The organism is Desulfovibrio piger (genome assembly GCF_951793255.1).
Classification (GTDB): Bacteria; Desulfobacterota; Desulfovibrionia; order Desulfovibrionales; family Desulfovibrionaceae; genus Desulfovibrio.
On the sequence record NZ_OX636706.1, the window covers coordinates 793,478 to 818,973 of the forward strand.

26 protein-coding genes and 1 tRNA gene are annotated in these 25,496 nt (G+C 64.8%); 9 read left to right on the forward strand and 18 right to left on the reverse strand.

Annotated elements, in window-relative coordinates:
- Positions 1-9: 9 nt before the first annotated feature.
- Positions 10-408: a hypothetical protein gene (locus Q4I12_RS03790; RefSeq protein WP_302260635.1), complete on the reverse strand. Its 399-nt coding sequence runs from the start codon at positions 406-408 to the stop codon at positions 10-12.
- A 16-nt stretch (positions 409-424) separates the two neighbouring features.
- Between Q4I12_RS03790 and Q4I12_RS03795 the strand changes: the two genes are divergently transcribed.
- Positions 425-1,780, forward strand: coding sequence for an autotransporter outer membrane beta-barrel domain-containing protein (locus Q4I12_RS03795; RefSeq protein ID WP_302260636.1), 1,356 nt, complete (start codon positions 425-427; stop codon positions 1,778-1,780).
- A 165-nt stretch (positions 1,781-1,945) separates the two neighbouring features.
- Here Q4I12_RS03795 and Q4I12_RS03800 read toward each other — a convergent pair whose 3' ends face one another.
- The 4 genes from Q4I12_RS03800 to Q4I12_RS03815 all read right to left on the reverse strand — a co-directional run bounded on the left by Q4I12_RS03800 (position 1,946) and on the right by Q4I12_RS03815 (position 5,261).
- A complete protein-coding gene (locus tag Q4I12_RS03800) occupies positions 1,946-2,596 on the reverse strand; it encodes an ATP-binding cassette domain-containing protein (RefSeq protein WP_289616792.1) in 651 nt (216 codons plus the stop codon).
- Entirely contained in the window at positions 2,593-3,288 is a 696-nt protein-coding gene (locus Q4I12_RS03805; protein WP_204626542.1) for an ABC transporter permease, read from the reverse strand. The genes Q4I12_RS03800 and Q4I12_RS03805 overlap by 4 nt, the downstream gene beginning before the upstream one ends.
- A 98-nt stretch (positions 3,289-3,386) precedes the next feature.
- Positions 3,387-4,208: an ABC transporter substrate-binding protein gene (locus tag Q4I12_RS03810; protein WP_302260637.1), complete on the reverse strand. Its 822-nt coding sequence runs from the start codon at positions 4,206-4,208 to the stop codon at positions 3,387-3,389.
- Positions 4,209-4,274: 66 nt separating this feature from the next.
- Positions 4,275-5,261 (reverse strand): TOBE domain-containing protein, encoded by a 987-nt coding sequence (locus Q4I12_RS03815; RefSeq protein ID WP_302260638.1) that lies wholly within the window; start codon positions 5,259-5,261, stop codon positions 4,275-4,277.
- Between the two features lie 329 nt (positions 5,262-5,590).
- Between Q4I12_RS03815 and Q4I12_RS03820 the strand changes: the two genes are divergently transcribed.
- The 4 genes from Q4I12_RS03820 (at position 5,591) to Q4I12_RS03835 (ending at position 11,435) form a co-directional block, all read left to right on the forward strand.
- Complete coding sequence (locus tag Q4I12_RS03820; RefSeq protein WP_302260639.1) at positions 5,591-6,571, forward strand: ABC transporter permease; 981 nt, start codon at positions 5,591-5,593, stop codon at positions 6,569-6,571.
- A complete protein-coding gene (locus Q4I12_RS03825; protein ID WP_302260640.1) occupies positions 6,571-7,521 on the forward strand; it encodes an ABC transporter permease in 951 nt (316 codons plus the stop codon). Before Q4I12_RS03820 ends, Q4I12_RS03825 begins: the two co-directional genes overlap by 1 nt.
- A 117-nt stretch (positions 7,522-7,638) precedes the next feature.
- On the forward strand, positions 7,639-9,180 hold the full coding sequence (locus tag Q4I12_RS03830; RefSeq protein ID WP_302260641.1) for an ABC transporter substrate-binding protein: 1,542 nt from the start codon (positions 7,639-7,641) through the stop codon (positions 9,178-9,180).
- A 209-nt stretch (positions 9,181-9,389) separates the two neighbouring features.
- On the forward strand, positions 9,390-11,435 hold the full coding sequence (locus Q4I12_RS03835) for a dipeptide ABC transporter ATP-binding protein (protein WP_302260643.1): 2,046 nt from the start codon (positions 9,390-9,392) through the stop codon (positions 11,433-11,435).
- Between the two features lie 356 nt (positions 11,436-11,791).
- Here Q4I12_RS03835 and Q4I12_RS13935 read toward each other — a convergent pair whose 3' ends face one another.
- The 10 genes from Q4I12_RS13935 to Q4I12_RS03880 form a co-directional block, all read right to left on the reverse strand.
- A complete protein-coding gene (locus tag Q4I12_RS13935) occupies positions 11,792-12,334 on the reverse strand; it encodes an IS5 family transposase (RefSeq protein ID WP_367891464.1) in 543 nt (180 codons plus the stop codon).
- Entirely contained in the window at positions 12,243-12,605 is a 363-nt protein-coding gene (locus Q4I12_RS03840; protein WP_302259935.1) for a transposase, read from the reverse strand. Before Q4I12_RS03840 ends, Q4I12_RS13935 begins: the two co-directional genes overlap by 92 nt.
- Positions 12,606-12,989: 384 nt before the next feature.
- Positions 12,990-13,544 (reverse strand): tetratricopeptide repeat protein, encoded by a 555-nt coding sequence (locus tag Q4I12_RS03845; protein WP_168935086.1) that lies wholly within the window; start codon positions 13,542-13,544, stop codon positions 12,990-12,992.
- On the reverse strand, positions 13,537-13,674 hold the full coding sequence (locus Q4I12_RS03850) for a CcmD family protein (protein ID WP_006006716.1): 138 nt from the start codon (positions 13,672-13,674) through the stop codon (positions 13,537-13,539). The genes Q4I12_RS03845 and Q4I12_RS03850 overlap by 8 nt, the downstream gene beginning before the upstream one ends.
- Positions 13,675-13,835: 161 nt before the next feature.
- Entirely contained in the window at positions 13,836-14,522 is a 687-nt protein-coding gene (ccsA, locus tag Q4I12_RS03855) for a cytochrome c biogenesis protein CcsA (RefSeq protein ID WP_302260644.1), read from the reverse strand.
- Complete coding sequence (locus tag Q4I12_RS03860; protein ID WP_006006720.1) at positions 14,519-15,196, reverse strand: heme exporter protein CcmB; 678 nt, start codon at positions 15,194-15,196, stop codon at positions 14,519-14,521. The genes ccsA and Q4I12_RS03860 overlap by 4 nt, the downstream gene beginning before the upstream one ends.
- On the reverse strand, positions 15,193-15,918 hold the full coding sequence (ccmA, locus tag Q4I12_RS03865; protein ID WP_302260645.1) for a heme ABC exporter ATP-binding protein CcmA: 726 nt from the start codon (positions 15,916-15,918) through the stop codon (positions 15,193-15,195). Before ccmA ends, Q4I12_RS03860 begins: the two co-directional genes overlap by 4 nt.
- A gap of 10 nt (positions 15,919-15,928) precedes the next feature.
- Entirely contained in the window at positions 15,929-17,863 is a 1,935-nt protein-coding gene (locus tag Q4I12_RS03870; protein ID WP_204626549.1) for a heme lyase CcmF/NrfE family subunit, read from the reverse strand.
- 110 nt (positions 17,864-17,973) lie between these two features.
- Positions 17,974-18,387, reverse strand: coding sequence for a cytochrome c maturation protein CcmE (locus Q4I12_RS03875; protein ID WP_168935077.1), 414 nt, complete (start codon positions 18,385-18,387; stop codon positions 17,974-17,976).
- Between the two features lie 161 nt (positions 18,388-18,548).
- Positions 18,549-19,481 carry a LysR family transcriptional regulator gene (locus Q4I12_RS03880; RefSeq protein ID WP_204626550.1) on the reverse strand — a complete coding sequence of 311 codons (933 nt, stop codon included), beginning with the start codon at positions 19,479-19,481 and terminating at the stop codon, positions 18,549-18,551.
- Between the two features lie 179 nt (positions 19,482-19,660).
- On the opposite strand from Q4I12_RS03880, the gene Q4I12_RS03885 reads away from it, so the two are divergent.
- The 3 genes from Q4I12_RS03885 to Q4I12_RS03895 are packed head-to-tail and all read left to right on the forward strand — an operon-like array spanning position 19,661 to position 22,159.
- Positions 19,661-20,185, forward strand: a complete 525-nt coding sequence (locus Q4I12_RS03885) for an MFS transporter (protein ID WP_302260650.1) — start codon at positions 19,661-19,663, stop codon at positions 20,183-20,185.
- Complete coding sequence (locus Q4I12_RS03890; RefSeq protein ID WP_302260651.1) at positions 20,110-20,931, forward strand: MFS transporter; 822 nt, start codon at positions 20,110-20,112, stop codon at positions 20,929-20,931. The genes Q4I12_RS03885 and Q4I12_RS03890 overlap by 76 nt, the downstream gene beginning before the upstream one ends.
- Before the next feature lie 37 nt (positions 20,932-20,968).
- The gene (locus tag Q4I12_RS03895; RefSeq protein ID WP_204626552.1) at positions 20,969-22,159 is read left to right on the forward strand and encodes a mandelate racemase/muconate lactonizing enzyme family protein; all 1,191 of its coding nucleotides are present in this window, start codon (positions 20,969-20,971) and stop codon (positions 22,157-22,159) included.
- 147 nt (positions 22,160-22,306) lie between these two features.
- Here the strand turns inward: Q4I12_RS03895 and Q4I12_RS03900 are convergent.
- Positions 22,307-22,382, reverse strand: a tRNA-Ala gene (locus Q4I12_RS03900).
- Positions 22,383-22,544: 162 nt separating this feature from the next.
- Between Q4I12_RS03900 and Q4I12_RS03905 the strand changes: the two genes are divergently transcribed.
- The gene (locus Q4I12_RS03905; protein WP_302260652.1) at positions 22,545-23,258 is read left to right on the forward strand and encodes a DsbA family protein; all 714 of its coding nucleotides are present in this window, start codon (positions 22,545-22,547) and stop codon (positions 23,256-23,258) included.
- A gap of 305 nt (positions 23,259-23,563) precedes the next feature.
- Here the strand turns inward: Q4I12_RS03905 and purE are convergent, their stop codons facing one another.
- Together purE and purD are read right to left on the reverse strand one after the other, a co-directional pair.
- Positions 23,564-24,064, reverse strand: coding sequence for a 5-(carboxyamino)imidazole ribonucleotide mutase (gene purE, locus Q4I12_RS03910; RefSeq protein ID WP_006006731.1), 501 nt, complete (start codon positions 24,062-24,064; stop codon positions 23,564-23,566).
- A 36-nt stretch (positions 24,065-24,100) separates the two neighbouring features.
- The gene (gene purD, locus Q4I12_RS03915; protein WP_204626600.1) at positions 24,101-25,402 is read right to left on the reverse strand and encodes a phosphoribosylamine--glycine ligase; all 1,302 of its coding nucleotides are present in this window, start codon (positions 25,400-25,402) and stop codon (positions 24,101-24,103) included.
- Positions 25,403-25,496: the final 94 nt, after the last annotated feature.

The window sequence follows — 25,496 nt, forward strand, 5'->3', positions numbered from 1 at the left end:
CGAGACTAGTTACGGGTCTTTTGAGCGATCCGTATTCACTGGAAATAATTCAAATATCACAATAACTGGTTCTATTAAAAACTTTAACGAATTTAAAATAGATAACACTAAAGATAATACTGTTGAAATACACAGTATAAAAGGTTTTTCAAAATCCATCGCCAACATCCAGAGCGGTACGGTCATCCTCCATAACGGCATCAGCACACCATACCAAGGGAAGTTTACCATCAATGATGCTGAAGGCTCCGCTTCATTCACCACACAAATCACGGGTAACCTTTCGAATGAACAGGAGGGAAGCATTTCCGCCAGCTTCAACACGAAAGAATCCTTCCTGACAGGTACGGCGGACAAAGGCACGGGAACGACCACGCTTGCCTTCGCCAACGGCGCCCGCTGGAACATGACGGGGAACTCCACCTTGTCCGGGCTTAACCTGAATGGCAGTGGCACGGTGGATGGCGAGGGCACGGTCGATCTCACATCCGGCCGGACAGGTTCGGCAACGAATGCCCGTACCCTGACCCTGGATACGCTGGACGGCGACGGCGGCACCTTTGTCGTCGATACGAATATCAACAACGATACCGACCGGATCGTCATCAACGGTGAAGCCAGCGGCGACCACAAGCTGGACGTGAAGGCCAGCGGCGGCGAACCATCACAGGCAGCCATGAATAACTTCATCGTCCGGCAGAATGGCGGTACCGCCTCCTTCTCGCTGGCCAACGAAGGCGGCAAGGTGGATGCGGGCCTCTACCTGTACGAGCTTGCCAGCAGGGATCTGGGCAGCTCGGGGAACCCCGACGGCAGGGAATGGTACCTGCAACGTTCCGCCGGCGGTGAAAAATCCCCCACCGGCGAGACCGTGCTGGGCCTGTCGGGCATGGCCTCGGCCTACGCCATGTACATGGGCCAGCTCTCCGACCTGCGCGAGCGCCTGGGCGAGATCCGTCACGGCACCGGCACGGACGGCCTGTGGGTGCGCGGCTTCACGCAGGAGAACACACTCTCCGGTCTGGCGGGCATCGACTTCAGCCAGAACTTTTACGGCACGTCCTTCGGCTATGACCGCCTTGTGGAGCAAAACGAAAACAACAAGTGGCTGTTCGGCGTGCGCGGCCAGCTCACCAAGGCCGACCAGCGCATCGATGGCCTGCATGACGGTTCCGGCGACAGCCGCTCTTACGGTCTGGCAGCCTATGCCACCTGGCAGCATGGCGACGGCTGGTATTCGGACACCGTCCTGAGCTGGGACTGGTATGACCAGGACCTCAAGACCCGCATGCTGGACGGCACGCGCGTGCACGGCTCCTACAACACCTACGGCGGCGGCATCAGTCAGGAATTTGGCCGCATGTTCCGCTTTGACGACGGCTTTTTCGTGGAGCCGCAGCTGCAGCTTTCCTGGTACTGGATGAAGGGCACGGACTTCACGACCAGCAACGGCATGAAGGTGGAAGAACAGGATGATGCCTACGCCCTTACCGGCCGCGCCGGGCTGGTGCTGGGCAAAAAGTGGGACCTCGACGAAGGCCGCTACTTCCAGCCGTACATCAAGGGCGGCGTGAACCATGAGTTCGCGGGGGACCAGAAAGTCCTGGTCAACGGCATCGAGTTCTCGGACGACCTGCGCGGCACGCGCGGCTACTACGGCGCGGGCTTCGACCTGCAATTCGCAAGCAACGCCCGCCTCTATGCGGAGTTCGAACGCGAGGACGGGCAAAAGGCTTCCACGCCCTGGAGCGTGAGCGCCGGGTTGCGCGTGGAATTCTAGCCCCGGCCGCGAGGCCGCTCGGCGTCTCTTTCAGGCGCGCCGTACAACCGCTCTTTTCATGAGGAGGTTGTACGGTGCGCCGTAACCGGCATTCCTGCCTTTGATCGGGCGTCCGTTGAGCTTCGATAGCCTGCCGCCCGCCTTCCCCGCCCAGAAACCCGCCCTCTAGCCGTCCAGGCTCCAGCCCTGGCCCAGTTTGAGCTGTTCCCCGCCCAGGGCCTGCATGAGCGCGGGATCGTGGGTGGAACAGACGATGGCCGCGCCTTCGGCCCGGCACCGGGCCACGGCGGCGGCGATGGCGCGGGCGCTGCGTACGTCCACGTTGGAGGTGGGCTCGTCCAGCAGCAGGGCGCGCGGACGCAGCACCAGGCGCGAGGCCAGGGCCACGCGCTGGCGTTCCCCGCCGGAAAGGGCATTTGGCCCGCGGCGGCGCATGGCATCGGGATCATCGAAGCCCACCTGCCGCATGGCGGCCTGATAGGCGTCCTCCAGACCGTCCCGGCGGCCGCGCAGCTTCAGGCCCAGCACCACGTTCTCGAACACGGTGGTCTTGAGCAGATAGGGCTCCTGGAGCAGCAGGCTCACCTCGCGGCGCGGGTCCTCGCCGCCATGATAGATGATGCGGCCCTCGTCGGGCTCTTCCAGAAAGGCCAGCAGGCGCAGCAGGGTGGACTTGCCGCTGCCGTTGTAGCCCACCAGGGTCAGCACCTGGCCGCTGTGGATGCGCAGCTCGTCCACGCCCAGGGCGGGCAGGTCCAGCGCGGTCACGCGGCCGTAACGGCGCACCAGGCCGCGGACTTCGTACAAAAGGCTCATATGCGCCCCCGGTGCTTGATGAAGGTCATGAGCACGTTGATGGCAAAGGCCATGAACAGCAGCACCAGGCCCAGCGCGATGCCCTGGGCGAACTCGCCCTTGCTGGTCTCCAGGGCGATGGCCGTGGTCATGGTGCGGGTATGATAGCGCACGTTGCCGCCCAGCATCATGGCGATGCCCACCTCGGTGATGACGCGGCCGAAGGCGGTCAGGCAGACCATGGCGATGGCGAAGCGCACTTCGCACAGGCTCAGCCAGGCCAGCTGCAGGGGCCGGGCGCCCAGGGTCAGGAGGGTCTGGCGGCAGCGGGGGTCAAGGCCCTCCACGGCCTGGGCCACCCACGAGACCACGATGGGCAGGGCCAGCAGGGTCTGGCCGATGGCCATGCCCGGCAGGGTGAAGAGCAGGCCCCATTCGCCCAGCGGGCCGCGATAGGTGATGAAGGCATAGACCAGCAGGCCGATGAGCACGGTGGGGAAGGCCAGCAGGGTGTCGGAGATGAGGCGCAAGACCTTTTTGCCGGGAAAATCACAATAGCCCAGGGCAAAGCCCATGGGCAGGCCCATGAGCAGCGATGCCGCCATGGCGTAGGACGTGGACACCAGCGTGGCCGTGATGGCCGAGAAGGTGGCGTCGTCCATATTGGCCAGCAGGGCGAAGGCCGCCCAGAAGCCGTTGACCAGATAGTCCATAGATCACCAGGAATGCGACGGAGGGAATCCGTGGAGGGAGGTCGAAAAACAAAACGGGGACGGCCCGGAGACCGTCCCCGCCAACGGACGGAAAAACGCTACTTGCCGGCGTTGGGGAAGAAGAGCTGCTTGCCTTCCAGCTTGAACTCGGCGATGCGCTTCTGGGTGGAGGGGGCCACCCACCAGTCTTCAAACTTCTTGCCCAGGTCGGCCTTGGTCTTGGGGCACTGCTTGGGGTTCACGGTGATGACGCTGTACTGGTTGAACAGGGCCTTGTCACCTTCCACCACGATGGCCAGGGGGTTCTTGGCGCCCTGCCGGGCGTTGAACTTGATCCAGGTGCCGCGGTCGGTCAGGGTGTAGGCGCTCTTTTCAGCGGCCATGTTCAGGGTGGCCATCATGCCCTGGCCGGCGGAGATGTAGAAGGCTTCCTTGTCGGGATTGAGGCCGGACTGCTTCCACAGCTTGAGTTCGGCCTTGTGGGTGCCGGACTGGTCGCCGCGGCTCACGAAAGAGGCCTTCTTGTCGGCGATGGTCTTGAGGGCGGCGGCGGTGTCCTTGCCCTTGACGCCCGCGGGGTCGGCCTTGGGGCCCACCACCACGAAGTCGTTGTACATCACCTGACGGCGGTCGATACCGTGACCGGCCTTGACGAATTCCTTTTCAGCGGCGGGGGCGTGCACCAGCAGCACGTCGGCGTCACAGTTCTTGGCGATCTCCAGGGCCTTGCCGGTGCCCACGGCCACCCATTTCAGCTCGATGCCGGTCTCTTTCTGGAAGGTGGGGGCCAGGAATTCCAGCAGGCCGGTATCCTGGGTGCTGGTGGTGGTGGCCATCATCAGCGTGTCGGCAGCCTGGGCCGGAGCGGCCAGGAAGGCGGCGGCCAGCACGGGCAGGAACAGTTTTTTCAGGTTTTTCATGATACGACTCCTTGATTGGTTGATGATGCGCCGCCGGTTCGGAACGGCGGCCCCTTGCGGGAAATATCAGTCCAGACACAGGCGCGCGGCCCGTGACGGGAAATGGGCGTAGACTTTCTGGCCCTCGTGGATGCCCACCCGGAGCAGGCCCGGCGTCTCCACCGTGGCGCACAGACGCGAGCCGTCGCCCAGTTCCAGCGAGACGAAGGACTCCACCTGGTCCTGGTGGATGCTCTGCACCGTGCAGGGCAGGCAGTTGCCCATGCTGAGCGTGGCACGGCTGCGCGAGAGCACGATCTGTTCCGGGTCCACCAGCACGGTGACCACCTGGTTGGCGTGGATCTCCATATGCACGAACTGGCGCGTGCTGCACTGCACGCCAAGGCGCATGTCGCCGAAGGTGCGCACGCTCACCGAGGCCATGCGCATGCCCACGGAGATGTCCTCCACGATGCCCAGAAAGGAATTGCAGAGCGGGTCCGTGCCGGACGAGGGCCCCAGGGTCTTGTTCTGGACCATGCGCCGCGCGGCGCCGTCGGAGAAGTTGAGGAAGGCCGCGATCTGCGAAGGCTTTTGCTGGCCCAGGAATTTCTGCACCAGGTTGACCGGCACATGCAGGTCCAGAAGCTCCAGCCCGCGGGCGTAGCGGATGGCGCGCGGCCCCACCATGGCCCTGTCCAGCCCCAGCGGCCGGGCCACGGCATAAAAGCTCTTGCGGATGAAGCCCTGGTCGAAGTGCAAAAAGTCCCTGCCCATGCTCTCGGCCTCGGGCAGGCTCAGGATGCGGCGCACATGGCGCATGGCGCTCAGGGGCAGCAGTACGTCCCGGCTGTTGGGACCCGGAACATGCACCATACCGGTCACGGTGTCCACATCCTTGCGGGCGTCCAGCTCCAGCGCCTCGCCAAGGCGCAGGCCGCCGTAGCGCAGCAGCAGGAACAACAGATGCAGCCGGGCACGCGCCACCTTGCGCTGGGGCGTGGCGGCCTCGGCTTCCCACTGCTCCCAGCAGCGGGAAAGGGCTTCCAGTTTTTCTCGGGTCAGATGGGACACTGCGGCGGCTCTCTTTAGGGGCTGAACGTCTCGCGAAGACTGCGCAAGGCATACGACATTTCCCGGCTCTTGTCACGTTTTCGGCAGAATCAGGAATGATTTTTCCATGTTTTGGTGACCATCCCCTCAGGCGGCGGGCAGCGGCAACAGACAGCCGGACGCGCACGCGCCGCTCCTGTCCGCATGATGGCGCAAAAGCACGCCATGTCCGCTTTTTTCCGGCCCCTGCCTTGACACGGCAGCTTTTATGGCCCTAAATAGCCGTGACACGGATTTGCAATTTGTAACACCAAAACCGGATACGACCGTCAGGCCGACCGGAGGATGTCATGCCGACCCTCATAGCCTCCCTGCTGCGCAAGGCAGCGCTGCTGGTGCTGATGCTGCTGGCGCTCTCGCTGGCGGTCTTCTACATCTCGCGCCTGACGCCCGGCGATCCCCTGCAATCCTATTACGGCGATGCCGTGCAATCCATGAGCAGCGCCGAGCTGGACGCCGCCCGCCGGCGCCTGGGCCTGGACGGCCCCATCTGGGAACAGTACCAACGCTGGGCCGGCAACGTGCTGGACGGCGACTTCGGCATGTCGCTCAAATACAAGCGCCCGGTGGTGGACGTGGTCCTGCCCCTGCTGGGCAACACCCTGTTGCTGGGCGGGCTGGCCTACGCGCTGGTCTTCGTGCTGGCCATCGCCCTGGCCCTGCTCTGCGCCCGCTTCGAGCACAGCGCCCTGGACCGCCTCATCTGCCGGGTGGGCACCACGGCCTATTATGTCCCGGCCTTCTGGCTGGGCGTGCTGCTGGTGCTGGTCTTCAGCGTCAATCTGGAATGGCTGCCCAGCAGCGGCGCCTACAGCTACGGCAAGGCCGGCGACATCGCCGACCGCGCCCGTCATCTGGTGCTGCCGCTGGCCGTCATGGTGGCCAGCCACCTGTGGTATTACGCCTACATGATCCGCAACAAGCTGCTGGACGAAGTACGGCGCGATTATGTGCTGCTGGCCCGCTCCAAGGGCCTGGGCCGCACCCGCGTACTCTGGAGCCACTGCCTGCGCAACGTCATGCCCACGGTGGTGGGCATCATGGCCATCTCCATCCCGCATGTGCTCAGCGGCACCTATGTGGCCGAAGCCGTGTTCAACTATCCCGGCATCGGCCTGCTGGCCATCTCCAGCGCCAAGTATCACGATTACAACCTGCTCATGCTCATGGTCCTGTTCACCGGGGCCATGGTCATCAGCAGCAGTCTGCTGGCCCAGAGCATCAACGAGGCCATCGACCCGCGCATCAAGAGCGGTGAGGTGGTCTGCTGATGGACGAGACCCGTACGGCCCCCCACAGCGCCGCGACCCGGCCGGAGGAGGCCCTCCCCGACGATGCCTTCGAGCTGGTGGGCGCGGGCTGGCGGGAACACCGCCCGGCCCTGCGCCGTCCCGGCCGGCGGCAGCGCCTGGCCCGTCTGCCCCTGCTGCCCCTGTGCCTGCTGCTCCTGCTGGTGCTGGGCTGCCTGTGCGCGCCCTGGCTGGCCAACCACGACCCCGCCGAATTCTACCTTGCCGACCGCAACACCCCGCCCGGCAGCCGGTTCTTTTTCGGTACAGACTCCCTGGGCCGGGACATCTATTCCATCATCTGGTTCGGCGGCCGGGCCTCCCTGCTCATCGGCCTGCTGAGCGCCGCGGTCATCACCGTGCTGGGCGTGGCCTACGGCTGCCTGTCCGGCATCGCCCCGGCCCGTACCGACGCCCTGCTCATGCGCCTTGTGGAGCTCGTCCAGAGCATCCCCGTGCTGCTGGTGCTGCTGCTGGCCGTCTCCCTTCTGGGCCCCCAGAACGCCCTGAGCATCGCCCTGCTCATCGGCGTCACGGGCTGGTTCGCCCTGGCCCGCATCGTGCGCGGCGAGGTGCGCCAGATACGCCACAGCGAATACATCCTGGCCTCACGCTGCATGGGCGGCAGCTTTGGCTGGATCATGCGCCGCCATCTGGTGCCCAATGTGGTCTCGGCCATCCTCTTCGTGGTCATCTCGGCCGTCAGCACCAGCATCGCCATGGAATCCACCCTCAGCTTCCTGGGCCTTGGCCTGCCTGTGGACGAACTTTCCTGGGGCAGCATGCTGGCCCTGGCCGACAAGGCCCTGCTGCTCAATACCTGGTGGGTGATCCTCATCCCCGGCCTGTTCCTGGTGACGGCCCTGCTCTGCATCACGAGCCTGGGCCACCACTTCCGCCGCAACAGCGTCCGGGGCCCCAGCAATCTCTGAACACCGGCAGGCCCCGCCTGCCCCGGATACATGCCGCCCGCCCGGGGGCATCTTTGTCCCCCCGTCCGCCGAGAACCTTCAACCCGGGCCCCGGGCCCGCCGCCGAGGAACCCCGCCGTGAAACGATCCCTGCTGTCCTGCTGCCTGCTGGCTCTGGCCCTGCTGACCGCCCATCCGGCCCCGGCCGCCGACATGGCCAACACCCTGGTCTATGCCGGCGAGAACGAGGACACCATCAACCCCGTGCTCAGCCCCCATCAGGAACTGCCCACCATCATCTTTTCCGGGCTCATGAAGTTCGACGCCAAGGGCCTGCCCGTGCCCGACCTGGCCCAAAGCGTGGACTATGATCCCAAGACCCTGACCTATACCTTCCACCTGCGCGACGGGGTCAAATGGCACGACGGCGCGCCCTTCAGCGCCCGGGACGTGGTCTACACCTACACGGCCCTGACCAGCGACAAGACCCTGACCTCCACCATCACCAGCAACTATCAGGACATCAGCCGGATCTCGGCCCCGGACGAGCGCACCGTGGTCATCCGGCTGGCGCGGGTCAATGCGGCCATGCTGGACAATTTCTGCATGGGCATCCTGCCCGCCCACCTCTATGAGGGCCACGACATCAACACCGTACCCGCCAACCACGCTCCCGTGGGCACCGGCCGCTTCAAGTTCGTCTCCTGGGACACGGCCGGCGGCATGATCGTGCTGGAGCGCAACACGGACTATTACGGCAAGGTGCCGTCCATCGAGCGTATCGTCTACAAGACCGTGGCCGTGGAGAGCACCAAGGCCCTCATGCTGCGTTCCGGCGAGGCCGACCTGGCCTGGCTCAACGCCAAGTATGCCCGCACCTTCCGCGGCAAGGACGGCTTCACCACCGTGGACTTCACCACCGCCGACCTGCGCACGGTGGCCATGGACTTCCACACGCCCTTCTGGCAGCGCAACAAGGACTCCATCGCGGTGCTCAACTACGCCGTGGACAAGCAGGCCATCGTGGACGGCGTGCTGGCGGGCCAGGGCTTCCCGGCCTTCAGCCCCATCCAGACCAGCCCTCTGGGCGGCAACCCCACTGCCGACGTCTATCCCTATGACCTGAAAAAGTTCGCGGCCGAGATGGAGCGCCTGGGCTGGAAAAAGGGCCCGGACGGCATCTACGCCCGCAACGGCGAGCGCTTCTCCTTCACCATCCAGGTGCGCGACTACGAAGAAGAGCGCGTGGACATCATCAACGTCCTGTCCCGCCAGTTCAAGAAAGCCGGGGTGGAAATGAACATCGCCCTGGTCACGCGCTTCGACTGGAAGGCCGGTTACAACGGCTATCTGGCCGGTTTTGCCGCCGAGTTCGACCCCGACGGCGTGTTCAAGAGCTTCGTCACCGGCGCCAGCGACAACAACATGGCCTATTCCAGCCCCAAGGTGGACGAGCTGCTGCGTGAGGGCCGCGCCACCGAGGACCCCGCCAAGCGCAAGGCCGCCTATCAGGCCTTTGAAGTGGCCTATGCCGCCATGCCCGCGCAGCTGCCCCTGGTCTACCTGCACGGCAACTATGTGAGCGTGGCCGGTCTCAAGGGGCTGGATACCACCCGCGTCCTGGGGCATCATGCCGTGGGCGTCATGTGGAACATCGAAGACTGGACCCTGCAACGCTAGACGCCGCGGGAAGATGTTTCTGACGGGGGTGCCGTCGTCCGCAGGCCGGACGCGGTGCCCCCGTCGTCTGCCGTCCTGCGGCCCCCTGTCCCGAACCTGACGCGCCGCACCGGCCGGATGGCCCGCCGGGAAAAGACGCGGGCGCGGCTGCCGTCCCCGCGCCGTACAATGTCCGGCCGCCCTTCTCCAACCTCAACCCCGCTCCTGCCATGACGCCCCTGCTGCAACTGGAAGACCTGCACATCACCTTCGCTACCCCCGCCGGACAGGTACAGGCCGTGCGCGGCGTCGATCTGGAACTGCACGCCGGGGAGACCCTGGCCATCGTGGGCGAATCGGGCTGCGGCAAGTCCGTGCTTTGCCGCTCCATCCTGCGCCTGCTGCCGGACAATGCCCGCATCTCGGGCCGCATCCTGCTGGAAGGCCGCGACATCGTGCCCTGCAGCGAGCGGCAGATGCGCGCCGTGCGCGGCCCGCAGGCCGCCATGCTCTTCCAGGATCCCATGGCCAGCCTCAACCCCACCCTGCCCGTGGGCGACCAGATCATGGAGGCCCTGCGCCGCCATCGCCGCATGCGCCCGGAGCAGGCCCGGCAGCGGGCCCTCGAACTGCTGGAACTGGTGGGCATCGACGATCCCGAGGCGCGCATGCGCCTGCAACCGCACTATTTTTCCGGCGGCATGCGGCAGCGCTGCGTGCTGGCCATCGCCCTGGCCCTGGGCCCGCGCATCCTGCTGGCCGACGAGCCCACCACCGCGCTGGACGTGACCGTGCAGGCCCGCATGCTGGATCTGCTGCGCGACGTGCAGCGCAAGACCGGCGTGGGCATCATCCTCGTCTCGCACGATCTGGGCGTGGTGGCCCGCGTGGCCGACAGGGTGGCCGTCATGTACGCGGGGCGTCTGGTGGAGACCGGCAGCGCCGCCGATGTCTTCTACGATCCCCGGCATCCCTACACCTGGGGCCTGCTGGGGGCCCTGCCCGCGCTGGCCGTGCGCAGCGGGCAGTTGCGGGGCATCCCCGGCATGCCGCCCAGCCTGCTGGACCCGCCGCCGGGCGATGCCTTTGCGGAGCGCAACGCCTGGGCCATGAAGGTGGACTACCAGCGCATGCCGCCCTTTTTCGAGGTCAGCCCCGGGCACAAGGCCGCCACCTGGCTGCTGCACCCGCAGGCCCCCAAAGTGGAGCCTCCCCTGCACATCACGCCGGGCCGGGGCAGTGCCAGCCTGTGCTGGACCGACAGCGCCCATGCGCTGGAGATGTCCGACAGCCGCTATGCCTTCGGAGAGGGGCACCAGCGCCTGCATGACCGTCTGGCCGCCCAGCAGGGAACAGCCGCGGCAACCACAAAGGACCATGCGCACGGCCACGCCCCCGACGATGACGGCCGCCCCCTGCTGGAATTGCAGGATCTGCGTCTGCACTTCCGTCCCGGCAGGGGCCTGACCGTCCGGGCCGTGGACGGGCTCGACCTTGCCGTCCGCCGGGGCGAGATGTTCGGTCTGGTGGGGGAATCCGGCTGCGGCAAGTCCACGCTGGCCCGCGCCGTCATGGGCCTGTATCCGCCCACCACGGGCCGCATCCTCTTCGACGGGCACGACATCCACGACCAGGCCCCGCACCTGCGGCAGGAACGCCGGCGCCAGATGCAGATCATCTTCCAGGATTCCTCCGCGGCCCTGAACCCGCACATGCGCGTGGAAGACATCATCGCCGAGCCCTTCGTCATCCAGAACGTCTTCCGCGATGCCCGCCAGCGCCGGGAAGAAGTCGTCCGCCTGCTGGGGCATGTGGGTCTCGATGCCGGTTTCCTGGACCGCTATCCGGCCGAGATCTCCGGCGGCCAGCGCCAGCGCGTGGCCATCGCCCGCAGCGTGGCCCTGGAGCCGCGCTTCATCGTGGCCGACGAGCCCGTGGCCTCGCTGGATGTCTCCATCCAGGCCCAGATCATGGCCCTGTTCCGCCATCTGCGGCAGGGGCACGATTTCACTTTTTTGTTCATCGCCCACGATCTGGCCATGGTGCGCTACCTCTGCGACCGCGTGGGCGTCATGCGTCACGGCCGCCTGGTGGAGCTGGCCCCCACGGAAGAGCTGTTCGCCCGGCCCCTGCATGCCTACACCCGGGCCCTGCTCTCGGCCATGCCCGTGCCGGATCCCCTGTTCGAGCAACGCAAGGAGATCCTGCCCTGTCCTGATGACGAAAGCGACGGCACGTGGCGCGAGGTCCATCCCGGCCACTGGCTGCGTGGCTGAGTGTCGGGCGGGGAGGAAGGTGTTTGGGAGAGTTGTGGGGGAAGGGGCGTTTTTTGGTAAAAACTGCCCCTTCCCCCACGCCCCCATCCCCGAAAAAACTTTTGCTCTGGTGATGTTGCCTGTCCCCGTCGCTGTCCGGAGGGCAGGGATGGCGCTGTGTTCCCGGCATGGGCACGAAAGGGAACAAGAGAGGAAAAGCTGGAAGGCCGCTCCATGGTGAGCGGCTTTTTTCGTGGTGGACACCGGGAAAGGGCAAGACCTGATGTTTCAATCCACAGTCGCCCCATCCGCCGGCTGAGCTTTAGCCGTTGCGACGCAGGAAGCTACGGATAAGAGAATGTCCGGCATACATCTTGCTATACCAGTTTTCTCCAAAGGATACAGGCCAAAGCAAGGTAAAGTAGCCCCATAAAATTGACGAGGTAACAACAGTAGCGAGTGCGCAAGCTCCGAAAACCCTTCAACCAGGCGAATGTCCGCTCTACTACCCAACGGCGGGCAGGAGTCCTCCAGCGGTCCCGAACTTCTTCCCCCCGGCTGCGGATATGCTCCTCAAATCCGTTTACGTAGACTTCTTCGCTGACTCGCGGGTAGTCATAGCCCTTGTCCAGACAGAGATGGCGTACGGCAGACCCCAGAAACCAGCCGCCCATTTCCCGGGAGTTCTTCAGCGTCGCTTCTATCAGGCGGCTGTCATGAACATTGGCACCTGTGACTGTCACTCCCAGAGGAATACCCTGACCATCCACATGGAGATGTATCTTGCCGCCGCTTCGGCCCCTGTCCGTCGGGTTGCGTCCAAGGCCCTCAGTCGCTGATTTTTTGAGAGCGCGTCGGGGCTTGCAGCAAGGTGCCGTCCATAGCCTGCCATTGGGCGTCGACGCCGACCTTTTCCCCATATTCAGCAAGAAGGATGCGAAAAATCTCCGCCATGATGCCAGCTTTGTTCCATCGCTGGAAGTGCTCGTGGACAGTGCTTTTTGATCCATAGCAGGCGGGAAGCATGGCCCATTGGCATCCAGTCCGGCATTTGTAGAGGATTCCTGCCAGAACCGTGCGCTGCGCAAGCGGTTTGCTGCCGCCGCTTCTTTTTCGTTTGAACGGGGCAAGGAGAGGCTCGATACGTTCCCACAGCTCATCAGGCACATCACGAAAATCTGTTTGTTTCATGGGACGAGATTACCACACCTTTTAAAATCAAAAAACATGCCGGACATCCTCTAAAGACAGCAATGTGTTACGCGGCAAGACAGCCCATGAAAGCGCTGTCTCTATCTGTAAGCCCGCTGGTGCGGGCAACGGCTACCGCCTCCGCAGCCGACGGACAGGGGGCGTGCGGACTGTCTCCCTGAGGGGAGAGGTCTCAAGTCACAAAGGAATTTTTAATAAAGAAGGCAGGTTGCCTGCCCCGGAACGGGCCGGAAGGAGAGGATGCCGGGCAAAGGCTGGTGACGGTGAAGAGGGGGCCTCAATGTAGCCTCCATCTCCTGTCGGCCACAGGGCATGAAAAAAGGGCGCCCGAGGGCGCCCTTTTTGTCTTTGATGGGGAGGGGGTTATTTTTTCAGCTCTTCTTCGATGGCTTGCCGCATCTCGGGCGAGATCTTCGGATCCTTAAGGCCGGCCTCCCAATGGGCGCGCCCCTTGTCCTTCTGCTGCAGGAAGTAGCTGTAGAGCACGCCCAGGCTGTAACGCACCGTGGCGTCGTCCCGCAGGGCCACCACCTTTTCCAGGGTCGCGGCCGCTTCCTGCGGCTTGCCCTGATTGTGCAGGATGACGCCCAGCATGTAGAGGGGCTGGGGATCGTTGACGTCCAGAGCCACGGCGCGCTGGGCAAAGGTGGCTGCGGCGTCCCATTCCTGGGTGGCCATCAGGTGTTCGGCCAGATGCATCAGGGCATCCTTGTTGGTGGGCTCGGCGGCCACCTTCTGCATCAGGCTGGCCAGCAGGTTCTGTTCCTGTCCCATGCCCTGCGGGGCCGTGGGACGTTCGGTCACCAGATGCGGATTGCTGACACGTTCCTTGATGGTGACGCCCAGCATGACCAGCAGGCTCAGGCCCAGCAGCAGGATGATGGCGCGGGCGGTGAAGGAAAGACGGCTATCAGTCATGCAGGATCTCCATCTGGCGCAGACGGGCATCCAGACGACGCTGGGCACAGCCCATGAAGACCAGGTACGCGGCCAGACCCAGCCAGACGGCGGCACCGGCCGCCACCAGCCACAGGAAATTGCTGTCCATAGGGCACTCCTTGAAAGCGGGGATCCCGCTTGTATCCGTTGAAAACAGGGCTCACCGAGCCCGGACGGAGCACGGCTCCGTCTGTCCGCTCCCCGGGAGCGGCGCATCCGCGGCCGTCATCCCGCCGCATGCGGCGGGCAGGACAGACCGGGGACCGAAAATCAGTCTTCCGCCTGCAGGCGCAGGCTGTCCAGCCGGTCGCGCAGGCCCAGCTGGCGGGTGCGCAGCCACACCAGGCCCGCCCAGAACAGGCCCATGGCCGCCACACAGGCGATGGCGGTCAGCTTCATCTCAGGTTCCAGCCCGCCGCCCTTGGAGGCGAACACCGCCGGGTGGATGGAGCGCCACAGCCGGGCCGAAAGGAAGACCAGCGGCACGTCCAGAAAGGCCACCACGCCCACCACGGCGCAGATCATGCGCTTGCGCTGGGGCGGCAGGTCCAGGCCGCGCAGCACCAGATAGCCCGCATAGATGAACCACATGACCAGCGTGGTGGTCAGGCGGGGATCCCACATCCACCAGACGCCCCAGGAGCGGCGGGCCCAGATCATGCCCGTGACCAGGGCCAGACCGGCCAGCAGCACGCCCACTTCGGCAGCGGCCGCGCAGACGCGGTCAGCGGCCGGGGAACGCCGGATCAGGTAGACGATGGACGCCACGAAGACCACCAGAAAGCTGATGAGCGCCCACCAGGCCAGCGGCAGATGGGTATAGAAGACCTTCTGCATCAGGCCCAGCTGGGCTTCCACAGGGGCATAGAAAAAGATCAGCCACTGGCACACGGCCAGGGCCGCACCGCCCAGCAACACCAGCAGCAGGGGCCACACGGAAAAGGCGCGTTGCATCATTCGTCTCCCGAATACATGAAGCCGAACAGCAGCAGTCCGGCAGCCAGAAAGACACCGTCGAAGGCGGCGGCCAGCCCTATCCACGAGGCCGGGCCGTCAGGCGCGGGCGCACCGAACACCTGGGCCGCCACGCCGATCCCCGCCAGCAGCAGGGGCACCAGCAGGGGGAAGAGCACGATGCTCAGCAGGGACTCGCGCGCCGCGCCGCCCTGCGAGAGCGCGCCCAGCAGCGAACCCAGGGCGCACATGCCCACGTCCACCAGCAGCAGCGTGCCGAGGCCCACGGGCCAGAGCGCGCCTATCTCCTGCGACAGGAAGACCACGGCGGCGGGCAAAAAGAACATCTGGGCCACCAGCAAGAGCAGCAGCCCGGCCAGGGCCTTGCCCAGCCACACGGCCTGTATGGGGGCCGGGGCCAGCAACAGGCCCAGACGCGCGCCGTTGGCCTCTTCCAGCGCATAGAGCGTATTGAAGATGAGCACCTGACAGAAGGCCGAGCCCAGCCAGAACACGGCGCCCGCGCCCTGCGGGCTCATGCGTTCGCCCACGCCCTGCGACAGGCTGAACACGAACAGCAGCAACAGGCCCAGCAGCAGGCCCTGCACCAGCCCGCTGCCGCGGGTGAAGGTCAGCAGCAGGTCCTTGCGGGCCACGGTCAAGGCAAAGGATATCATGCGGGAACCTCCCCGGCAGTGGGCGCCGCCACATTCCCCGTGGCCGCGTTGAGCACGGAATCCACGGCGGCAAGGCCCTGCGGCGGCCCGTCATAGGCCAGGCGGCGGTTCTCCAGCAGCAGCAGGCGGTCGGCCAGGGGGCTGTCGCCCGCCAGATCGTGGCTGACCACGATGACGCAGGCCCCGCGCTCCCGGGCGGCCAGCATCTCGCGCCGCACCAGGGCCATGGAATTGACGTCCAGGCCGGTGCCGGGCTCGTCCAGCAGCACAAGGTCCGCGTCCAGCAGCAGCACCCGCGCCAGGTTCAGGCGCTGGGCCATGCCGCGCGAGAACACCCCGGCCCGCTCTTCGGCATGGGCGGCCAGCCCCACATGCTCCAGCAGGGCCAGGAGCTCCGCCCGCGAGGGGCGCAGGCCGTGGGCCCGGGCCCAGAACTGCAGGTTCTCCAGCGCGCTCAGGCCCGGATAGACGAAGGTGGCGTGCCCCAGATAGGCCAGGCGCGGCCCGTCTTCACGGGCGACGCCGCCCGCCCCCGTGCCGTCGAAGATGACCTCGCCCGCCGAGGGACGGGACAGGCCGGCGATGATGCGCAGCAGCGTGCTCTTGCCCGCGCCGTTGCCCCCGGCCAGCAGGGTGATGCTGCCCGCCGTGAAGCGGCAGCTCACCCCTTTGAAGACCACCTTGAGGCCGTAGAGCTTGGCCAGGTTCTCAAGACGCAGCATGATGGCGGCCTCAGGCCTGCGGCCCGTTGTCGGCGGGAGCGTCGCTCCCCGCTTCGGGCGTCTGCTTTTTGCGGCCGCGGGCCAGCATGAGGAAGGGGAACAGGCACATGAGCGTGCCGCCGATCCACATCCAGTTGACCAGGGGCTCCACGCTGAAGCGGATCAGCACCGAGGCGTTCTCATCCAGGCCCAGGAAGGAGGCATACAGCTCGTTGCCCAGACCGGGGACCACGTCCACTTCGGAGAACTGCATGGTACCGAACTTGTCGTACATGCGGCGCTGCGGCTTGAGCTCGCCCAGCAGCGTGTCGCCTTCATAGATCTTGAGGCGCGCTTCCAGATAGTCATGGTCCACAGCGCGGCCCTGCTGGGCCTCCAGCAGCTCCACGCGGTAGGCACCGGCCTGCTGCACGCCCTTGCCGTTCTGGAAGAGCAGGTCGTATTCCTGCTTGTAGGGGCCGGAGAAGGCCATGCCCAGCACCAGCACCGCCAGGCCCACATGCAGGCCCGCGGCGCCGACGGCACGCCAGCCGCCCTTGCCCGGCAGGGAAGGCAGGCTGGCCAGCAGCCCGGCCAGACAGGCCACGGAGCCCGCCGCGGCCAGCAGGGCCACGGGCTGGCGGTAGCCCAGGAAGAAGAAAGCGGCGCCCGAGGCCACGAAGGCCCCCAGAGCGAGCCAGAAGCGCGGCGCGTCACGCAGGCCGCCGTCCCAGCGCAGCCAGGGACAGACCATGAGCAGCAGCATGATGAGCATGCCCAGGGGCACGCAGACACGGTTGTAGAAATTGGCGTCCAGGCCGTGGGGCTCCGGCGTCCAGAGCAGGCTGATGACCGGCCACATGGTGCCCACGAGGATGATGACCGAAAGAGCCAGCAGCAGCCAGCAGACCATCACCAAAAAACCTTCGCGGCTGACGATGCCCGCCAGCTCGCGCCCGCGCGCGGGCACGGAGAAGGCCGCCCAGAAGGAGATCAGCAGGCCCCCCAGCACGAAGACCGTCAGGGGCGTGCCCACGCTGCCGTCACCGAAGGCGTGCACGGACTGCACCACGCCGCTGCGCACCAGATAGGTGGCGAAAAAGGCGGAGATGGTGGTCAGGCACATCAGGGCCACGTTCACGCGATGCAGCTTGTTGCGGCGCTCCTGCACGATGAGGGTGTGCAGGGCCGCCGTGCTGATGAGCCAGGGGATGAGGGAGGCGTTCTCCACCGGGTCCCAGGCCCAGTAGCCGCCCCAGCCCAGTTCCATATAGGCCCACCACATGCCCAGGATGATGCCCGCGGTCAGGAAGGCCCAGGCCAGCAGGGTCACGGGGCGGGTCACACGGTGCCAGCCGTCCTCGCCCTCACCGCCGGAAAGGCTCTGGGCCAGGGCAAGACAGGCGGGCACGGTGAAGCCGCCGTAGCCCAGGAAGAGCAGCGGCGGGTGGAAGATCATGCCGGGGTTCTGCAGCAGGGGATTGAGGCCGTTGCCGTCCGGCGGCACGGGCGACTGCATCTCGAAGGGATTGCTCCAGCAGGAGAGGATCAGGGCGAAGAAGGCCATGATGGCGTAGAAGAAGCCCCAGTACCAGAGCCGCGTGGCGGGCGTCAGGCGCTTGTAGGCGGGCGTCAGGGCAAAGATGCTGCCGCTGATGGCCACGGAAAAGGCCCAGAACAGCATGGAGCCCGGCTGCCCGGCCCAGAAGGCCGTCAGGCGGTAGAAGGCGGGCAGCACACGGTCCGTGTAGCTGGCCACATAGACCAGGCTGAAGTCGTTCCAGAACAGGGCGTGCAGCAGCAGGGCCGCCGCCAGGGAAAGGGCGCCGGTGATGGCCCAGTGGACCTTTTCGATCAGCGCCAGGGCGTCGCCGCGCTGCTGCCAGAGCTGCAGAAGCGCCAGCGCACTGCCGCCCAGAGCACAGATCAGGGTCAGCAGCTGCATGGCATAGGCAATGAAATACATGGGGCTCCTTTGGGCACGCCACGACCAGCCATGGCGGCACATTTCCGGTGAGGACGCGACCGGCCCCCGAGGCCCGGCCGTGCGTCAGGAAGGGTACGGCCTGCGCCGCCCTAGCTCTTGCGGTTTTCCTTCTGGTACTTGGAAGGACACTTGGTCATGAGGGTCTTGGCCATGAAACGGCCGTCGGGCTGCAGGCCCCCTTCCACGATGACCTCGGCGCCCGCCTTGAAGGTATCCGGCACGGCGCCCTTGTAAACCACGGGCAGGGTCAGGCCCGCATCGTCCTTGTCCTGCAGCAAAAAGCTGGCCCCGGGGCCGTCCACGTTCTTGAGCAGGTTGTCGGGGGCCACGGTGCCGAACAGGCGGGCCGCCTGCAACTTGTCGGCCGTGGCGGCCCTGGCTTCGGAGACGTTGAGGAAATAGACGGTATTCTCCGACAGGCCGGAAAAGACCAGATAGCCCAGACCACCCAGGAACAGCAGGGCGGCCACGAGATACATACAGGTGTTTTTCTTGCGGGGCATGGGGTCTCCTTGCATGAAAGAACGTGCCTTTCCCGGCACGAAGCTGCTGCATACCCTAGCACAACCCTGCCCTTTTGACAAGTAAGAATCACTCCTGATAGGGCAGCAAAGCCGCATGAATCCAGTGTGCGCGCACGCACACTCCGGCCGGTATCACCGGGCTAGCCTGCCGTATTGGCGAGAGCCGTCAGGGAATCGTCGGGCAGGGAATCCAGGCAGTGGCGGCGGGCATACTCCTGCGTGAAGCTGACGAAGAGCTCCGCCGGGGACGAGAGCTCCTGCTGTGCCGGCCGGTACAGGAGCATGGCGCGCCGGAGCACCGGATAGACAGGGGTGGCCACAAGGCCGAAGCCCCGGGCCAGCAGGATGGAAAAACGCCCGGCCAGCGCGATGCCCGCGCCGGTGGCCGCCAGAGCGAACGCCGTTGCCATGTGGTGCACCGTATGCGCCACATGGAAGTCTTCCTCACCGCCCACATCCGCCGAGATGTAGTGGATGGACTCCCGGCCGACGGCGATGACGTCCGCCTTGCGCACCTGCTCCCAGGAGACGGCCTCCCCTGCCAGCGGGTGCTGGGGCAGCGAGAGCATGTGGACCGACGTTTCAAAAAACAGCTCGCCCGTCACGCCCGCTTCCAGATCACGGGCAGGGCCGTAGCCGAGGTCGGCGCTGCCGTCCACCACGGCCTGCTGGACCCTGGACATGGGCAGGTCCACGAGCTCGACCCGCATCTCCGGATACCGGCGCATGAAGCGGTAGGCCAGCAGCGGGATCAGCGTACAGCCCAAAAGCGGCGCCGCCGCGATGCGTACCCGGTGGATGCGGGCATCGTGCAGTTCCGTGGCGCATTGCTCCATGCTGCGGAACACGTCCTGGGCCCTGCTGGCCTTTTCGAAAAATATCTTGCCCGCCGCCGTCAATTTGACGACTCGCCTCCCTCTGTCAAAAAGCTGGACGCCTATCTGGTCTTCCAGATCCTTGACCAGGTTGCTGACCGCGCTTTGCGTGATGTGCAGCGCCGCACCGGCCGCCGTGAAGCTGCGGAGCTCCGCGACCATCAAAAAGGCATCTACCTGACGAATGGTGATATTCATAGTTCATCCCGGGCTGCTGGCGGATTCGTGACGGATGCATAAGCAGAAGTGATGCATCGATCAACAAAAAAAATTGTACATCCCCTGTTTTTTCATGGATACTCCCAAATAAGATCTGATGAATCGTATTTGCTCTAGAGCGTACAGGAAAATCAAAATCATAACAATTGGAGATGCATATGGAAAATGCAAATTCTATACAGCAAAATCCAACAAAGAAGCGTTTTATAATCGTTATATGCCTTTTTATAGGTATTTTTATAGCCTATCTCGACAGAGTGAACGTATCTGTACTTGCGGCTAACGATCCTTTCCTCCTTGAAATGGGCATCAAGGATACGCCCGTGCGCATAGGCATGATGATGTCCGTTTTCCTTGCGGCATACGGGATATCCAATGTCGTCCTTTCGCCTATCGGGGACTATCTTGGACCGCGTAAAAGCATGATGCTCTGCATCGTACTGTGGACGATATCCCTCTTCATTGGTGGTATCGCCACATCCTTCATGCTGATCATCGTCAGCAGAATCATACTGGGCATCGGTGAGGGTACTATCCCCTGCAAAGTGTCTTTATCAAAAACTGGTTCCCCAAACAGGAACGGGGACGGGCCAATGCAGCCTGGGTCGTGGGGCAGTCCGTTGCGCCTGCCATCGCCATGCCCTTCTTTGCCTGGCTCATCGGGACCCACGGCTGGCGCATGAACTTCCATGTCTGCCTCGTGCTGGGCCTCATCCCCCTGTACCTGCTCTGGCGCCATGTGGCGGACACCCCCCGTCAGGCCAAGGGCATCAACGCCGCGGAACTGGCCCACATCGAAGCCGGTCAGGAGCAGGCCCCTGCCTCCGCCGAAGAAAAGATCCCCGTCGCCGTGCGCTTCAAGGCCTTTGCGGGCAACTACCGCTACTGGCTGCTGGTGTTCTGGTACCTGTGCCTGCAGTGCATGTACTGGGGCCTCATCACCTGGCTGCCCAGCTATCTGAAGACCGCCCGCGGCTTCTCCTGGAGCGAGATGGGCTGGCTGGCCTCCCTGCCCTTCGTCCTTTCCATCTTCTGCAAGGCTTCCAGCGGCATCCTGGCCGACAAGGTCGGCCGCAGTGCGCCCATCCTCATGTGCGCCATGCTGTTCGCCGGTCTGTGCGTCTACTTCGGCGCCTCGGTGGACAACAAGTACGCTTCCGCCGTCCTGCTCTCCTGCTCCGTGGCTTTCTGCACCATGGGTACCCCTGTCGCCTGGACCCTCCTGCAGAGCCTCGTGCCCGGCTCGTCCATGTCCACGGCCTCCGGCATCATGAACGGTTTCGCCAATGGTCTGGCCGCGCTGGCCCCGGCCCTGATCGGCCTGTTCATCACCCTGACGGGCCAGTTCAGCGGCGGCCTGCTGTGCCTGGTCTTCACCGGTGCGGCCGCGACGCTGGCGGCAGCCATCCTCGTTATCCAGAAATATTAAATAAAATCAAATCAATCCAGACTTCAAGGAGCCTGTAATGAAAATCACCAGTATCGATATCATCGATGTCGCCAACGATTTTTCTTCCGCCACCAGCAAATGGCGCCCCACCGTCGTCCGGGTCAACACGGATGAAGGCATCAGCGGCTTCGGTGAAGTGGGCCTCGCCTACGGCGTCGGCGCCTCCGGCGGCATCGGCGTGGCCAAGGATCTGTCCGCCCTGCTGATCGGCATGAACCCCATGGATACGGAAGCCATCTGGGAAAAGATGCTGCGCAAGACCTTCTGGGGCCAGGGCGGCGGCGGTATCTTCTCCGCAGCCATGAGCGGCCTCGACATCGCCATGTGGGACATCAAGGGCAAGGCCCTCAACGTGCCCCTGTATGTCCTGCTGGGCGGCAAGAGCCGTGACAGCATCCGGGCCTACGCCAGCCAGCTCCAGTTCGGCTGGGGCGGCGGTACCGACAAGGCCATGCTCGTGTCGCCGGAACAGTACGCCGACGTGGCGCGTGTCGCCGTCAGCGAAGGCTATGACGCCATCAAGGTGGACGTGCTGGCCATGGACGAACACGGCAACTGGAACCAGCGTGACCTCAAGGGCCTGCTGCCGGACAACATCCTGCGCCTGGGCTATGACCGCCTGAAAGCCATGCGCGACGCCATCGGTCCCGATGTGGACATCATCGTGGAGATGCACTCCTTCACCTCGGCGGCACCGGCCATCCAGTTCGGCCGCATGATCGAGGAGCTGGGCGTCCTGTACTACGAAGAGCCCGTCATGCCCCTGAACCCCAAGATGATGAAGCAGGTGGCCGACCATGTGAACATCCCGCTGGCCTCCGGTGAACGCATCTACTGGCGCTGGGGCTACCGCCCCTTCCTGGAAGACGGCAGCCTGAGCGTCATCCAGCCGGACATCTGCACCTGCGGCGGCATCTCCGAAGTCAAGAAGATCTGCGACATGGCCCACGTCTATGACGTCACCGTCCAGATCCATGTCTGCGGCGGCCCCATCTCCACCGCAGCCGCCCTGCACATGGAAGCGGCCATCCCCAACTTCATGATCCACGAACTGCACCGCTATGCCCTGCTGGAACCCAACACCAGGACCTGCATCCACAACTACATGCCCAGCAAGGGCCGCTACACCGTTCCCGAACTGCCCGGCCTTGGCCAGGAACTGACGCCCGAGACCATCGCCGCCTCGGACATCATCACCGTCAAGTAAGGCTGCCGCAGGGCGGGGACACGGCCCGCCTCCAGCCGGATACAAAAAAGCCGGGGCTCATCAGAGCCCCGGCTTTTTTGCTGTCTGTGTTTCTGTGGCCAGAAACGAAAAAAGGGTCTGCGTTTCCGCAAACCCTGATTTCCTTTTTGGTGGAGCTGAGGAGAATTGAACTCCTGACCTCTTGAATGCCATTCAAGCGCTCTCCCAACTGAGCTACAGCCCCTCGGCAAGAAGGTACATTGCCAAAAAGCAGCCCCTCTGTCAACAAAAAAATCAAAAAAGTTTTTCCATCTCCCCACCACGGCAAAGGGCCGCCCCTCCTTCCCCGCCCGCACGGCTCCCGGCCGGGCCTTTCCTTCCCCGGCCAAAAGCGTATGCTGCGGCCATGAACCTCCTCTATCTCACCGACGTATTTTGTCCCTGGTGCTACGGCTTCGCGCCGGTCATGCGCCGCCTGGCTGCGGAACATCCCGAACTGCCCGTGCGCGTGCTGGGCGGCAACCTCATGGACGAGCCCCAGACCCTCACCGGCATGCTGGAAGAATACCCCACCATCCGGGAATTCTTCGCCCGCCTGCAGGAGACCACCGGCCAGTCCACGGAACATTTCCGCCAGGCCCCGGAACAGGCCGTGGCCGGTACGGGCCCGGACCTGCTCATGCATTCCCCGGCCATGAACCTGCCCCTGGCCGCCCTGCGCCATCTGGCCCCCGGTCACGAGCTGGAACAGATGGAGGCCTTCCAGATGGCCTTCTATGCCCAGGGCCGTGATGTCATGGCCGCCGGGGAACAGGCTGCCATCGCGGCCGCCTGGCTGCCTGCGGGGACGCCCGCCGAAGCCCTGACCGCCGCCATGGCGGACCCCGCCATCCGGAGCGCCGCCCGGCATGACGCCGCCGAAGCCGAGAAGGTCATGGGCGAATTCCTCCTTTATCCGACCCTGTATCTGGAGCACGACGGCCAGCGCACCCTGCTGGCCCGCGGTTACAGCGACTACGCCAGCGTCCGGGCCAAGCTGGACGATGCCCTGCGCGGTGTCCGCGAAAGCCCCGTCGCCCAGGGCGCTGCCTGCGGTCTGGACGGCAAATGCTGTTTTTAGGGCAATGATGCTTCGTTGAGAGGGAGAAGGGCGTTTTTTGGGCAAAAACTGCCCACCCCCTCTCAAACTCTCCCCCGCCCCGAAAAAACCTTTCTCCGGTCTGACCGGCCGGTCCCCGTCATTGGCCGGAGGAGCCGCCATCCGGGCATGGACCGGGACGATCCGCATGACGGACAGGTGTGGGAAGCGGGCAGCTCCCCGTCTCCGGGATTTTCTGTTTCAGGATATGTGATGCAGCCAGGCCGCTGCCAAACAAAAAGCCCTCCGCGAACGGAGGGCTTTTTGTTTGCTGGTGTACCGGCCGGCTAGCAGCCGTACTTGGCTTCGATCTCGGCGGCGGCTTCTTCCACACCGGCCTGCATCTTGGCGCGGGCGGCGCGGATCTTTTCATCCAGCGCGGGATCGGCCACGGCCAGGATCTGGGCGGCCAGCCAGGCGGCGTTGCGGGCACCGGCCTTGTCCATGGCCACGGTGGCCACGGGGAATCCGGGAGGCATCTGCACAGTGGCGAGCATGGCGTCCATGCCGCCCATCAGGCCGCCGGAGACCGGGATGCCGATGACGGGACGGGTGGTGCGGGCGGCCACGGCACCGGCCAGGTGCGCGGCCATGCCGGCGGCGCAGATGAAGACCTTGGCGCCGGCGGCTTCCTGTTCGCGCAGGATCTTTTCCGTGCGCTCGGGGGTACGGTGGGCGGAGCTAACCGTGAAGAGATAGGAGATGCCCAGCGAACGCAGCACGTCCACGCAGGGGCTGACCTTTTCTTCATCGGACTTGGAGCCCATCATGATGACGACTTGAGCCATAGATGTTCCTTTATGGCGGCATAAGGCCGCGGTTGCTTACTTTTCTTCCTGCGCCAGCTGTTCCAGACGGCGGATGCCCTTCTGGCCGATATCGCTGCGGTGGAAGCTCTTGTCCATGCGGATGGCCTTCACGCCCTCATAGGCACGGGCCTGGGCGTCGGCCAGGGTATCGCCCAGCGCGGTCACGCAAAGCACGCGGCCGCCGCTGGAAAGGGTCTTGTCGCCGTCCATGCTGGTGCCGCTGTGGAAGACCTTGACGCCGGGCAGGGCGTCGGCTTCGTCCAGACCTTCGATGACCATGCCCTTGGGATAGGCGTGCGGATAGCCTTCGGCGGCCACCACCACGCCCAGAGCGGTCTGGGAGGTGTGGGTGAGGCTCTCGGGACGGAGCTTGCCCTCGATGCAGTCCAGCATGATCTGCACCAGATCGCCTTCCAGACGCATCAGCAGGGGCTGGCATTCGGGGTCACCGAAACGGGTGTTGTATTCCAGCACCTTGGGGCCGTTCTCGGTCATCATCAGACCGGCATAGAGCACGCCCACGAAGGGATGGCCGTCCTTGGCCAGCGCGGCCAGGATGGGACGGATGACCGTATCGGCCATGGCTTCGGCCTCGTTGTAGGGCAGGATGGGGGCGGGGCTGTAGGCGCCCATGCCGCCGGTATTGGGGCCCTGGTCGCCGTCATAGGCGGCCTTGTGGTCCTGGGCGGAAGGCAGGGGCACGGCGGTCTTGCCGTCGCACAGGCACAGGAAGGAGGCTTCCTCGCCCACGAGGAACTCCTCGATGACGAGCTTGGCACCGGCGGCACCGTGCGCACGCTTGCACATGATGTCGTCCACGGCATCCAGGGCTTCCTGGGTGGTCATGGCCACCACCACGCCCTTGCCGGCAGCCAGGCCGTCGGCCTTGACCACCAGGGGGGCGCCCAGTTTGACCACGGCGTTCTTGGCTTTGTCGGGATCGGTGAAGACCTGGCTGTGGGCCGTGGGCACACCGGCGCGGTTCATGACGTCCTTGGCGAAGGCCTTGCTGCCTTCCAGACGGGCACAGTAGGCATCCGGGCCGAAACAGGGGATGCCGGCCTCACGCATGCGGTCGGTGATGCCCTTGGTCAGGGGCAGTTCGGGACCGGGCACCACCAGGTCGATCTTTTCCTTGCGGGCCAGTTCCACCAGACCGTCCAGGTCTCCGGCGTCCACGGCCACGTTGATGGCGCCCTCACGGGCCGTACCACCGTTGCCGGGGGCCACAAAAACTTCACTTACCCGAGGGCTCTGCTTGAGCTTCCACACCAGGGCGTGCTCACGCCCGCCAGAACCGATAACCAGGATGCGCACAACCTCTCCTCCCTGAAAAATAGACATACGGAAAACTTTCCGGCAGCCGGAGCTGCTGAAAAAGCCCCGTCCCGTGCCGCTGCGACACGGAACG

Excerpts from the sequence above, each read along its gene's own strand:
- Q4I12_RS03790 (WP_302260635.1), bottom strand. The coding sequence starts at position 408 with ATGTTCCAGCGGGCGCCGTTGGCGAAGGCAAGCGTGGTCGTTCCCGTG.
- Q4I12_RS03800 (WP_289616792.1), bottom strand. The coding sequence starts at position 2,596 with ATGAGCCTTTTGTACGAAGTCCGCGGCCTGGTGCGCCGTTACGGCCGC.
- Q4I12_RS03805 (WP_204626542.1), bottom strand. The coding sequence starts at position 3,288 with ATGGACTATCTGGTCAACGGCTTCTGGGCGGCCTTCGCCCTGCTGGCC.
- Q4I12_RS03810 (WP_302260637.1), bottom strand. The coding sequence starts at position 4,208 with ATGAAAAACCTGAAAAAACTGTTCCTGCCCGTGCTGGCCGCCGCCTTC.
- Q4I12_RS03820 (WP_302260639.1), top strand. The coding sequence starts at position 5,591 with ATGCCGACCCTCATAGCCTCCCTGCTGCGCAAGGCAGCGCTGCTGGTG.
- Q4I12_RS03825 (WP_302260640.1), top strand. The coding sequence starts at position 6,571 with ATGGACGAGACCCGTACGGCCCCCCACAGCGCCGCGACCCGGCCGGAG.
- Q4I12_RS03835 (WP_302260643.1), top strand. The coding sequence starts at position 9,390 with ATGACGCCCCTGCTGCAACTGGAAGACCTGCACATCACCTTCGCTACC.
- Q4I12_RS13935 (WP_367891464.1), bottom strand. The coding sequence starts at position 12,334 with ATGGGGAAAAGGTCGGCGTCGACGCCCAATGGCAGGCTATGGACGGCA.
- Q4I12_RS03840 (WP_302259935.1), bottom strand. The coding sequence starts at position 12,605 with ATGAAACAAACAGATTTTCGTGATGTGCCTGATGAGCTGTGGGAACGT.
- Q4I12_RS03845 (WP_168935086.1), bottom strand. The coding sequence starts at position 13,544 with ATGACTGATAGCCGTCTTTCCTTCACCGCCCGCGCCATCATCCTGCTG.
- Q4I12_RS03850 (WP_006006716.1), bottom strand. The coding sequence starts at position 13,674 with ATGGACAGCAATTTCCTGTGGCTGGTGGCGGCCGGTGCCGCCGTCTGG.
- ccsA (WP_302260644.1), bottom strand. The coding sequence starts at position 14,522 with ATGATGCAACGCGCCTTTTCCGTGTGGCCCCTGCTGCTGGTGTTGCTG.
- Q4I12_RS03860 (WP_006006720.1), bottom strand. The coding sequence starts at position 15,196 with ATGATATCCTTTGCCTTGACCGTGGCCCGCAAGGACCTGCTGCTGACC.
- ccmA (WP_302260645.1), bottom strand. The coding sequence starts at position 15,918 with ATGCTGCGTCTTGAGAACCTGGCCAAGCTCTACGGCCTCAAGGTGGTC.
- Q4I12_RS03870 (WP_204626549.1), bottom strand. The coding sequence starts at position 17,863 with ATGTATTTCATTGCCTATGCCATGCAGCTGCTGACCCTGATCTGTGCT.
- Q4I12_RS03875 (WP_168935077.1), bottom strand. The coding sequence starts at position 18,387 with ATGCCCCGCAAGAAAAACACCTGTATGTATCTCGTGGCCGCCCTGCTG.
- Q4I12_RS03880 (WP_204626550.1), bottom strand. The coding sequence starts at position 19,481 with ATGAATATCACCATTCGTCAGGTAGATGCCTTTTTGATGGTCGCGGAG.
- Q4I12_RS03885 (WP_302260650.1), top strand. The coding sequence starts at position 19,661 with ATGGAAAATGCAAATTCTATACAGCAAAATCCAACAAAGAAGCGTTTT.
- Q4I12_RS03895 (WP_204626552.1), top strand. The coding sequence starts at position 20,969 with ATGAAAATCACCAGTATCGATATCATCGATGTCGCCAACGATTTTTCT.
- Q4I12_RS03905 (WP_302260652.1), top strand. The coding sequence starts at position 22,545 with ATGAACCTCCTCTATCTCACCGACGTATTTTGTCCCTGGTGCTACGGC.
- purE (WP_006006731.1), bottom strand. The coding sequence starts at position 24,064 with ATGGCTCAAGTCGTCATCATGATGGGCTCCAAGTCCGATGAAGAAAAG.